Origin of the sequence: Ideonella sp. A 288 (genome assembly GCF_002198735.1) — a bacterium.
GTDB lineage: Bacteria > Pseudomonadota > Gammaproteobacteria > Burkholderiales > Burkholderiaceae_C > Pseudaquabacterium.
In genome coordinates this window covers 73,642-84,901 of sequence record NZ_MWLO01000118.1, presented here as the reverse complement: position 1 = coordinate 84,901, position 11,260 = coordinate 73,642, and the positions used below count along the sequence as shown (strand labels likewise).

Annotated in this window: 5 protein-coding genes; 3 read left to right on the top strand and 2 right to left on the bottom strand. The window is 73.0% G+C overall.

Annotated features, from left to right (window positions below; genetic code table 11):
* Positions 1 to 130 precede the first annotated feature (130 nt).
* On the top strand, positions 131 to 2,179 hold the full coding sequence (locus EOINJALH_RS12930; protein ID WP_144290017.1) for a methyl-accepting chemotaxis protein: 2,049 nt from the start codon (positions 131 to 133) through the stop codon (positions 2,177 to 2,179).
* Here EOINJALH_RS12930 and EOINJALH_RS12925 read toward each other — a convergent pair whose 3' ends face one another.
* On the bottom strand, positions 2,180 to 5,485 hold the full coding sequence (locus EOINJALH_RS12925) for a PAS domain-containing protein (protein ID WP_144290016.1): 3,306 nt from the start codon (positions 5,483 to 5,485) through the stop codon (positions 2,180 to 2,182).
* 217 nt (positions 5,486 to 5,702) lie between these two features.
* Here EOINJALH_RS12925 and EOINJALH_RS12920 point away from each other — a divergent pair, with 217 nt between their 5' ends.
* Both EOINJALH_RS12920 and EOINJALH_RS12915 read left to right on the top strand, forming a co-directional pair.
* A complete protein-coding gene (locus EOINJALH_RS12920; RefSeq protein WP_199873356.1) occupies positions 5,703 to 6,827 on the top strand; it encodes an ABC transporter substrate-binding protein in 1,125 nt (374 codons plus the stop codon).
* Positions 6,827 to 8,815, top strand: coding sequence for an ATP-binding protein (locus tag EOINJALH_RS12915; RefSeq protein WP_088280770.1), 1,989 nt, complete (start codon positions 6,827 to 6,829; stop codon positions 8,813 to 8,815). The genes EOINJALH_RS12920 and EOINJALH_RS12915 overlap by 1 nt, the downstream gene beginning before the upstream one ends.
* Before the next feature lie 21 nt (positions 8,816 to 8,836).
* Here EOINJALH_RS12915 and EOINJALH_RS12910 read toward each other — a convergent pair whose 3' ends face one another.
* Positions 8,837 to 10,903: an FAD-dependent oxidoreductase gene (locus EOINJALH_RS12910; protein WP_088280769.1), complete on the bottom strand. Its 2,067-nt coding sequence runs from the start codon at positions 10,901 to 10,903 to the stop codon at positions 8,837 to 8,839.
* Positions 10,904 to 11,260: the final 357 nt, after the last annotated feature.

Below are 11,260 nucleotides of genomic sequence, written 5' to 3'. Positions count from 1 at the left end.
GCCGCGTGCACCATGAAAAGGCATTAATTGAGAGATCCCGACAGGCCTGATCGGGCGATCTGAGCATTCGAGGCCATTCGACACTGTCGGCGTACCACTGTGGTGCGACGCCAGCCGCCAGGACATGTCGATGACCCGCCGTTCCCCCAGCCCACCCGCCGCCCGTGCGAGCGCCCGATCGCAGGGCTTCTTTGCCCACCACGGCATCTGGGCTCCGGGCGTCCGGCTGTTCCGGCAGCTGGGCTTCCGGACCAAGGCGACGATCATCACCTGGTCCGCGATCCTGCCGTTGCTGGCCCTGCTGGCCTGGCAGGCGCTGGGCGACTACCGGGGCCAGCTGGAGGCCGAGAAGGCCTCCACGCGCGAGCACGTCGAGCTCGCCCATGGCGTGCTGGCTTGGGCCCACGGCTTCGAGACCTCGGGGCGCCTGTCGCGCGAACAGGCCCAGGCCATGGCCTTGTCGGCCATCGCCCGCATGCGCTACGGCGACGGCGGCGCCGAGTACTTCTGGGTCAACGACATGGCGCCGCGCATGGTCATGCACCCCGTCAAGCCCGAGCTGGACGGCAAGGACATGGCTGCGTTCAAGGACCCGAACGGCCTGGCGCTGTTTCAGGCCTTCGTCGACACCGTGCGCCGTGGCGGGCACGGCTTCGTGGCCTATCAATGGCCCAAGCCCGGCCACGAGCAGCCGGTGGACAAGGTCTCCTACGTGAAGGGCTTCGCGCCCTGGGGCTGGGTGGTGGGCTCTGGCATCTACGTCGACCACGTGCTGGCCGCGGCGCAGGCCCGCTGGCGCGTCGGCGTCGTGGTGGTGGTGGCCGCGCTGGCCTTCGGCTGCTACCTGTTCTGGTGCTTCTACCTCGTGATGGACGGCGGCCTGCGCGAGACCGAATACCACCTGAACGCGATGGCCAGCGGTGACCTGACCACCCAGCCCTCGCCCTGGGGCACCGACGAGTCGGCCCGGCTCATGATGAGCCTGCGCGCCATGCAGGACAGCCTGCGCGACACCGTCACGCGCGTGCGCCTGGCCAGCCAGGACATCGTGCACTCTAGCAGCGACATTGCCAGCGGTGCGCTCGACCTGTCGTCGCGCACCGAACAGGCCGCGGCCAACCTGCAGCAGACGGCCGCGTCGATGGAGCAGATCTCGTCGACGGTGCGCCACACCTCCGACCACGTGATGCGGGCCGCCGACCTGGCGCGCAGCAATGCCGAGGTGGCCACGCACGGCGGACAGGTGATGCAGCAGATGGTGTCGACGATGGCCGAGATCCACGGCGCCTCGAACCGCATCGCCGACATCATCGTCGTGATCGACGGCATCGCTTTCCAGACCAACATCCTCGCGCTCAATGCCGCGGTGGAGGCGGCGCGCGCAGGCGAGCAGGGCCGTGGGTTCGCCGTGGTGGCCGGCGAAGTGCGGCAGCTGGCACAACGGTCCGCTGCCGCGGCGCGGGAGATCAAGGCGCTGATCGGGGCCAGCGTCGAGAAGGTGACGACCGGCACCGGCATCGTGCGCGAGGCCGGCCGCGCCATCGAGCAGATCGTCGGCAACGCCGGCCAGGTGAACGAACTGCTCGACCAGATCGCCACCGGCGCGCGCGAGCAGGCATCGGGCGTGGGTCAGATCGGCCAGGCCGTCGCCGACCTCGACCGCATGACCCAGCAGAACGCCGCGCTGGTGGAGCAGACGGCCGCGGCGGCCGGTGCCATGAAGGACCAGGCCCACATGCTGGCCAGCGACGTCGACCGGTTCAAGCTGCCCGATGCGCCCGCCGGTGGCGGCAGCGCCGCCGGCCCTGGCGCGGCGCAGGGCGTGCCCGATTTCGATTTCGACCAGGCCATCGACGCCCACCGCCAGTGGCGCGTGAAACTGCGCGCGGCCATCGCCGAGCACCAGCGGCTGGACGCCGACACGATCTGCCGCGACGACCAGTGCCCGCTCGGCCGCTGGCTGCACGGCCCGGGCGGCGCCCAGTGGGGCGGCCGCCCCATGTTCACCGCCCTGATCGACCGGCACGCCGACTTCCACCTGGCCGCGGGCGACGTGGCCCGCAAGATCAACGCCGGCGCCTACGCCGAGGCCGATCGGCTGATCGGCTCGGGCTCGCGCTTCGCGCAGGCCTCGCTCGAGGTGGCCACGCTGCTGACGCGCTCCAAACAGGGCTTGTGATCAGCCCCTGCCGCCCAGCGTCGCCCGCATCGCCCGCAGCAGGCGCGGCCCGTCCACCGGCTTGGTGATGTAGTCGGCGAAGCCCTCGCGCAGGCAGGCCTCGATCGTCTCGGGCATGGCGTTGGCGCTGATCGCGATCACCGGGATGGCGGCGGTCAGCGCATCCGCGCGCAGCCGGCGCAGCACGCCCTGACCGTCGATGCCGGGCATCTGCAGATCCACCAGCACCAGGTCCGGGCGCTCGCGGCGGGCCAGCTCGATGCCCTCGGCCGGGTGCTCGGTGGTCCACACGCGCAGGCCGGTGTGCTCGTCGAGCAGGCCCTCCATCAACGCCAGGTTGACCGGGTTGTCGTCGATGCACAGCACCTTGCCCACCAGCTTGGGCGCGCCGCCGGCAGTGGGCGCCTCGGCCTCGGCATCGCGGCGGCCAGGCTGCGCGGACCAGGCATCGGCCTGGCGCAGCCGCACCCAGAAGCAGCTGCCCTGGCCGGGCACGCTGTCGATGCCGATCTCGCCGTGCATCAGCCGCACCAGCTGGTGGCTCAGCGCCAGGCCGATGCCGGTGCCCTCGGTGCCCGATTTCTCGGCGCCCAGGCGCTCGAAGGCCAGGAACAGCCGCGACTGCGCGGCCTCGTCCAGGCCGGGCCCCTCGTCGTGCACCTCGAGCCGGGCCTGTCCGTCGACCGCGCGGCAGGCCAGGCGCACGCGCCCACCGGGTCGGTTGTACTTGATCGCGTTGGACAGCAGGTTCAGCAGCACCTGTTTCAAGCGCATGCGGTCGGCCAGCACCACCACCGAGCAGTCTTCCACCGAGGGCATCTCGAGCCGCATGCCGTGGCGCGCAGCCACCGGCTGCATCAGCTGCACGCAGTCGTCCACCAGCGAGGGCAGCGCCACCGGCTCGATGCTCACGTCCATGCGGCCGGCCTCGATGCGGGCCAGGTCGAGCAGGTCGTTGATGAGGGCCAGCAGGTGCTGCCCGCCGCGCTGGATCTCGCGCACCTGGTGCAACTGCTTGTCGGTCAGGCGCCCGCCGGCATTGCGCTCGAGCAGTTGCCCGAAGCCCAGCACCGCGTTCAGCGGCGTGCGCAGCTCGTGCGACATGCTGGCCAGGAATTGCGACTTGGCGCGGTTGGCGCGCTCGGCCTCGTCGCGTGCGGCCACCAGCGCGGCCTCGGTGGCCTTCAGCGTGGTGATGTCGGTGCCGAAGGCATAGCACAGCGCCGTGCCGTCGGGCTGGTGGCCCACCGCCAGCGTGATGAGGTGGTCGCGCGACGGGCGACCGGGCACGGCGCTGTAGTGCCGGTCCTCGATCACCGACTCGCCGGCGAAGGCGCGGCGCAGGCCGCGGGCCAGGTGCTCGGCATGCTCGGGGGGGTGCAGGTCGGTCAGGTGCTTGCCGACCACCTGCTGAGGGTCGACGCCCAGCAGCTCGGCCACCCGCGCGTTGACGTAGCGGTACCGCAGCTGCTCGTCCAGCGCCGTGATGTAGCCGGGGAAGGCATCGAGCAGCGTCCGCTGCCGCGCTTCGGCCTCGCGCAGCGCCTGCAGCGCCTGCGATTCGGCGGTGACATCGCGAAAGCCCCACACCCGCACCTGCCGGCCGAGCTCCAACGTGGGGATGCAGCGGCGCACCAGCACGCGCCCGTCGCGCAGCGTCAGGCGGTCTTCCTGCGGCAGGCCGCTGGAGATGACCTCGGCGATGCGCGCCACCTCCCGGTCGGGATCGACGAAGTGCGACCGGGCGTGGGCGATGATCATCGCCGGCGTGACGCGGCTGCCCTCGCTGGCCGGGATGTCCCACAGCTGCAGCAGCTTCTCGTTGGCGAACAGCACCGGCTCGTGGGGCGAGCGTGCATCGGTGGCGAAGATCGCATCGCCGGTGGTGTTCAGCGTCAGCCTCAGGTGCTCGACGCTCGAAGCCAGCGCGGCACGGCTGGCCTCGGCGTCGGTGATGTCGCGCGAGATCATCACCACGCCGCGCCAGTCCACCGCCGGGTCGATGAACGGAAAGTAGCGCGTCTCGAGGAAGCGGTCGCGGGTGTGCAGGCTCGGGCTCGGACCGCGCACCACCTGCTCGGTGCCTTGCGCGATGCAGTCGACGATGGCCTGCCGCCGCCGCTGGCTGGTCACCACCGGGAAGACCTCTTCCACCGTGCGGCCGACGGCCGCCTCGCGTGGCAGGCCGTTGTTGCGGCACCAGGCGTCGTTGACGATGCGGTAGGCCTGGCGCTCGTCGACCACGCTCACCGGGTCGGCAATGGCGTTGACCACGAACTCGAACATGCGCAGCGAGGCCTCGGCGCGCACCCGCTCGGTGATGTCCTGCACCGTGCCGATCATGCGCTGGGCCCGCCCGGCGGCGTCGAAGAACACCTCGCCGCGCGCGTGGATGCGCCGCTCGGAGCCGTCGGGCCCGACCACGCGGTGGGTGCAGTCGTAGCGGGTGGGGCCCGTCAGGGCCCGCTCCAGCAGGGCCTCGACCGCGCTGCGGTCGTCGGCGTGCAGCCCGGCGCGGTACACCGCGTAGGTGGGCACCACGGTGCCGGGCTCCAGGCCCCAGAGCCGGAAATGCTGGTCCGACCAATGCAACTGGCCGAGGTCGATCTGCCAGTCGAAGCTGCCCAGGGCGGCCAGGTGCTCGGCCTCGCGCAGTTGCTGTTCGCTGCGCAGCACGGCCTTGGTCTGCATGGCGTCGGCGGTGCGCCGGGCGTCCGAGCGCATCAGCTGCCGGCGGGCGTTCTGCACCGTCAGGGCCACACCCACCAGCAGCACCAGCAGCATCAGCGCCAGCACCAGCGCCTGCGTGTGGCCGCTGGCCAACAGTCGGGCCAGCAGCGGCAGCAGCGCCGGCCCGACGAAGAGGGCCGCCCCCAGCCGGTCCATCGGGGTGGCGGCCAGCGTCATCGCGCACACGATCATCAGCGCGGTGACCAGCAGCGTCTGCAGGCCGGTCTCCACCGCCGGCCACAGCAGCAGGCTGCACAGCCCCCAGGCCACGCCGCGCAGGGCCAGGCAGGCGCGGTAGCGCGGCAGCCAGCGGGGGTCGGCGGTGTCGGCCGGCCCCGCGTCGGCGTGTCCGGCCGCGCGGTGCCGGCGCCACACCTGCAGGTTGACACTGCCGGCGACCAGCATCGCGCCGTACCACGCCAGCAAGCTCGTCCGCTCGGCACTGCCCCACAGCACCACCAGCAGCATCAACGCCAGCACGGTGCCGGTGCCCACGGCCACTGGCAGGCCGGCATGGTGCATGCGCACCTGTCGTTGCCACAGGGGTCCGGTGCCGGGGTGCGGGGATTCGCTCATCGTGGTGGACAGCGGGGCCGATTCTGCGTTGCCGCCGCGCCGGTGCACAGGGCGGCGCGCAGATTCTTGTGCTGCACACCGAGTCAGGGGGGGCGCCCGGACCGGCCGGCACGTCGGCCCGGGCGGTGTCGGCGTGGCCCTGTCGGGCCATGCGACGCCAGGTGGCCTGCACCGAATCACCCACCTGCAGGGTGGCGGCCTGCCGCGTTCGCTGGGTATGATGACCCCATACCGGCGCGATGCGTCCGAGTTCATGCCACCCCCGACGACAGAGCGCGCGTCCGACCCACCGAACCACCGGCGCCTGCGCCGCCGTGCCCTGGGTCTGGCGCTGGCCACACCGGTGGCCGCGCTGGGGCAGCCCGCGTCGGCGCCGCCGCGCCCGGTGGCCCTGGCCCCCCGCATCCTGCACGTGATGAGCTTCGAATCGCCCTGGCGCTGGACCGACGGGCAATTCGACGGCTTCCGCGAGACGCTCGCCCTGCCGCAGGCCCAGTGGAAGGTGTTCGAGATGGACACCAAGCGCCACCGCACCGACGAGGCCAAGGCCGAGCGGGGCCGACTGGCCCTCGAACTGATCGGGCAGTGGAAGCCCGACCTCGTCTACCTGTCCGACGACGATGCGGTGGCCCACGTCGCCCGGCCGCTGGCCGGCCAGCCCCTGCCGATCGTCTTCAGCGGCGTCAACCGCGACCTGGATTTGCACGGCCTGCGGGGCGCCCCCAACATCACCGGGGTGCTCGAGCGCGAGCATGTGTCGATGACGCTGCGGCTGCTGCAGGGCATCGTGCCCGAGGCCCACCGCCTGGCCGTCATCTCCGACCACGGCAGCTACTGGGACACCGTCATCGGCCGCGTCCGCGAACGCGCCAACCGCGTGCCCGGCTTCACGCTCGCGTCGGTGGACCGCGTGGCCACCTTCGCCGAGTTCCAGCGCACCGTGCTCGGCTATGCCCGCAGTGCCGATGCCGTGCTCTACCTCGGCGTGCTCACGCTCACCGCCGCCCAGGGCGGCACCGTGCCCTACCCGGAGGTGGCGCGCTGGGTGACCGAGCACAGCCGGCTGCCCGATGCCAGCTTCTGGATCGACCGGGTGCACCACGGCACCCTGGTCTCGATGACGGTGTCGGAGCTCGAGCAGGGCCGCGCCGCCGGGCGCCTGGCGCGGGCCATCCTGGTCGACGGCCAGACCCCGTCCAGCCTGCCGGTCGAGGCCACCACCAAGGGCCACCCCGCCATCAGCCTGGCGCGGGCGCGCCAGCTCGGCCTGTCGGTGCGGGCGCGGCTGCTGCTGTCGTCCGAGGTGGTGCGGCAGTTCGCCTGGGACAACAAGGGCGTGTGATGGCACGGGCGGCGTTTCGCACCGGACTGCGCGGCAAGGTGCTGGCCGCCACGGCGGCCGCCTTGCTCACCGTGGTGGTGGCCACCGCGGCGGTGGCGGCCTACTTCTTCGTCGAGCGCCAGACCGTGGCGCAGGTCTCGCGCTCGCATGCCATCGCCGATGCGCTGGCGATCCAGCTCGAGCGCATCCTGGCGATGGACATCGGGCTCAGCGAGCTGCAGGGCTTCGACGAGCAGTGCGACGAGGCCCTGGCGCGCCACGGCGGCCTGTCGTTCGCGATGGTGCTCGAGCCGGGCGGCGCGGTGCTGTTCCGCAGCCAGCGCGTCGACGAGCCGCCCCCGGCCTTGCCGCCGCTGGTCGGCTCGCCGTCGGCCTCGGAGCCCAGCGCACCGCGGTTGCGCACGCTCGATGGCAGTGTCGAGCTCTCCTTGTCGCCCGTGTTCTCGCCCAACGGCGCGCGGGCGGCCACCGTGGTGGTGGGCTTCCCGCTGGCGGCGCTGCGGGACGACCTCAACACCCTGCTCCTGCGGGTGGCGGGCATCGGCCTGTTGGTGGTGCTGCTGGTGCTGGGCGCCCTGTGGGCGGTGCTGTCGCGCGTGCTGGTGCGCCCGCTGGGCCGCATCGTCGACGCCGTCGAGGGCATGCGGCAGGGCGACGCGGCCGCCACCGTGCCGCTCGAGCCCGGCGCCGACGACGAGATCACCGTGCTGGCCGAGGGGTTCAACGGACTGGCCCGCACCGTGGCCGCGCGCGAGCGCGAGCTGGTGGGTGCCCGCGACGACGCGCTGCAGGCCAGCCGCGCCAAGTCGCAGTTCCTGGCGGTGATGAGCCACGAGCTGCGCACGCCCCTGAACGCCGTGCTGGGCCTGGCCGACGTGCTGGCCCGCACGCCGCTGGACAAGCGCCAGCAGCGCCTGCTGGCGCAGGTGCGCAGCTCGGGCCGGTCGCTGGCCGACATCATCAGCGACCTGCTCGATTTCTCGTCCATCGAGGCCGGCAAGCTGCGCGTGGTGCGCCTGCCCTTCGTGCTGCGCGACACGGTGCGCGAGACGGTGGACATGTTCCGCGACGAAGCCGCCAGCCGCGGCATCGTGCTCACGCTCGACATCGACCCCACGCTGCCCGAGCACCTCGTCGGCGATGCGCTGCGCACGCGGCAGGTGCTGACCAACCTGCTCGGCAACGCGCTCAAGTTCACCGCACAGGGCAGCGTGCGCGTCGTCGTGGCGCCGACCGCCGACGACCATGTGCGGCTCAGCGTGGCCGACACCGGCACCGGCATCGCGCCCGAGTTCCTGCCCCACATCTACGAGGCCTTCCGGCAGGCCGACAGCTCGTCGACACGGCGCTTCGCCGGCAATGGCCTGGGCCTGACCATCGCGCAGCAGCTGTGCATGGCCATGCAGGGCCGCATCGACGTGCGCTCGCAGCCGGGCGAGGGCTCCACCTTCTGGTTCGATCTGCCGATGCACCTGCCGGCGCTGGCCGGCGCACCGGCATCGGCCACCCCCGATGCCGCAGCCGCTGCCGCCGCGCGCCCGGCGCCGGACGAGGCCGAATCGCTGGCCGGGCTCGAGGTGCTGGTGGTCGAGGACAGCCCCACCAACCGCGAGTTCATGGTGCAGTGCCTGGCCGGCAGCGGCGCGCGGCTGACGGTGGCCGAGGATGGCCTCGCCGGCCTGGCCCGTGTGCGCGCGCAAGCCTTCGACCTGGTGCTGATGGACTGGCAGATGCCCGGCATGGACGGCCTGGCGGTGCTGGCCATGCTGCGCGAGATCGAGCAGCGCACCGGCCGCGCGCGCAGCCACGTGGTGGCCGTCACCGCGCACGCCGCACCGGGCGACCGCGAGGCCTGCCTGGCGGCCGGCGCAGACGACTACCTGGCCAAGCCCTTCACGCCGACGGCGCTGCAGGCCCGGCTGGCGCCACCGGCCCGCCGCGCCCACCTGGCCCGGCAGCAGGCCGACCGGCACATCCGGCGGGCCTGAGCCGGCACCCGCCCGAAGGGTTCAGACCTCGCAGCCTGCCCGGTGCCCGCTGTGCATCGCCCCGGCGATGTAGCCCACCTCGCCGCAGTCGCCGATGCGCTGCACCGGGATGCCCAGCTCGGCCAGTTCGTTGGACAGCCTCGCATCAGGCCGCACGCCGGTGGCCAGCACCACCGAATCGGCCTCGCTGCGGCGCTCGGCACCGGTGCCGTCGCACCACAGCACGGCGTCGCGCTCGATCGACTGCACCGCCGCGCCCGTGTGCAGGGTGCCGCCGTGCTGCACCGCCTGCAACACGCGCCAGCGGCGCAACAGCGGTAGGTCGCGCCCGGCCTCGGTACCGACCTCGAGCACGGTGACCGTGCGCCCGCGGGCGATCAGGAACTCGGCCAGTTCCAGCCCCACCAGCCCGCCGCCGACGATCACCACGCGCCGGCCCAGCGGCATCCACAGCCTGGACAGCTCTTGCAGCGCCTGCGTGCTGTCGGTCACGTGCAGCATGCCGCCGGCCTTGAACAGCGCGCGCTCCGCCAGGCCGAGCTTGGTGCGGGTGATCTCGTCGGCGCCGTCGCCGGTCATCAGCCGACGCAGCTCGTCGCCGTTCCACACGTGCGACTGGGTGGCGCCGCGCAGCGTCGGCGGGGGGCGCTGGGCGCCGGTGGCCACCAGCACCCGGTCGGGCTTCAGCACCGCCACGCTGGCTGCGTTGATCTCGGTGTTCAGGCGCACCTCGATCGGCAGCGCGTGCACCTGGGCCACCAGGTGGTCGAGCAGGCGGCCGTTGTCGGGGTAGGCCAGTGCCGCGAAGAACAGCGAGCCGCCCAGGCGGTCGCTGCGCTCGGCCAGCGTCACGCGGTGGCCGCGCAGCGCCGCCACCCGCGCCGCCTCGAGCCCGGAGGGGCCGGCGCCCACCACCAGCACGTGCAGCGGGGTCACGGCGGGCGACAGGGCGGCCTCCAGCTCGCGGCCCAGTTCGGCATTCACGGTGCAGCGCACGCGCTGGTCGAGCATCACGCGGCTGGTGCAGTCGTGGCAGTAGATGCAGGGCCGCACGTCCTCGGGCCGGTTGTCGGCCAGCTTGCGCGGCAGGTCGGCATCGGCCAGCAGGCGGCGCCCCAGCGCGACGAAATCGTAGCGGCCGGCGGCGATGTCGGCGGCGGCGGCCGCGGGCTCGATGCGCCCGGCCGCGAACACCGGGATGCCCACGGCGCGGCGGATCACCTCGGTGTTGGCCACGAAGCCGCTCGGCGCCTGCGTGGCCGGCGATTCGGCGGTGGTCGCCCCGGTGGCCAGCGTGGTGTAGGCCGACACGCTGATGGCGTGCGCGCCGGCCCATTCGCACCAGCGGGCGATGGTCACCGCGTCGTTCAGCGAATGGCCGCCGGCGCGGTGCCGCTCTTCGGCGTCCAGGCGCACCCACACCGGGTAGTCCGACCCGGTGCGGGCCTTGACGGCGGCGATGGTCTCGATCAGCAGGCGCGCCCGGTTCTCGAGCGAGCCGCCGTAGCCGTCGTCGCGCCGGTTGGCCGTCGGCGACAGGAAGCTGGCCAGCAGGTGTGTGTGCGCCGCGTGCAGTTCCACACCGTCGACGCCGGCAGCCTTGGCCCGCGCGGCCGCGGCGGCAAACTGCTCGATCACGCGCGTGATGTCGATGGCCGACATCACGCGCACCGGCATCGCACAGGCCTCGCCGGCGGCGCCGGTGAGCGGTGCGCTGGGCACCCAGGGCTCGTGCGCCAGGTCGCTGCGGGCCGCCGGGCCGGCGTGGTGCAACTGCAGCGCCAGCTTGGCGCCATGGGCATGCACCCGTTGGGCCAGCGCGGCCAGGCCGGGGATGAAGGCGTCGTTGGACAGGCCCAGCTGCCAGCGCTCGGACAGGCCCACCGGGTGCGCCACCGCGCACACGCCCACCGTCACCAGGGCGGCGCCGCCGCGCGCCCGCGCTTCGCAGAAGGCCTGCAGGCGCTCGCCGCAATGGCCCGCGTCATCGGCCAGGTTGGCCCCCATCGGGGCCAGGACGATGCGGTTGCGCAGTTCGAGCGGGCCGATGCTGCCGGTTTGCAGCAGGGGCTCAAAGGGGTGGGTCATCGGGCGGTGGGCGTGATCTGGGAGCGCAGGCAAACCCGACGCGGTGCCATCGTCCAGCCCGAGGCTGGCGTGCACCACGCACCACGTCGGCGCGCGCCGATTGTGAGCCAGCACCCCGGCCGCGGCGGCCTCGGCGGCGGCACTGAAACCCCTGTGGCGTCAAGTGTGTCGCGGAACCTGCGGCTCACCCCCAGGAACGCGGGGGATGGGTACACCCTGGAAGCGCGGCGGGTTTGGATGCAGCCCGGGCACGCGGGGGGCCGGCACGCCCGGGCGCCACGGGCCGGGTGGCCCGGTCGGCGCGCCAATCAGCGCCCGCGCCGATGCGTCGGCGCGGGCCCCCGCGGCTTGGCCGCA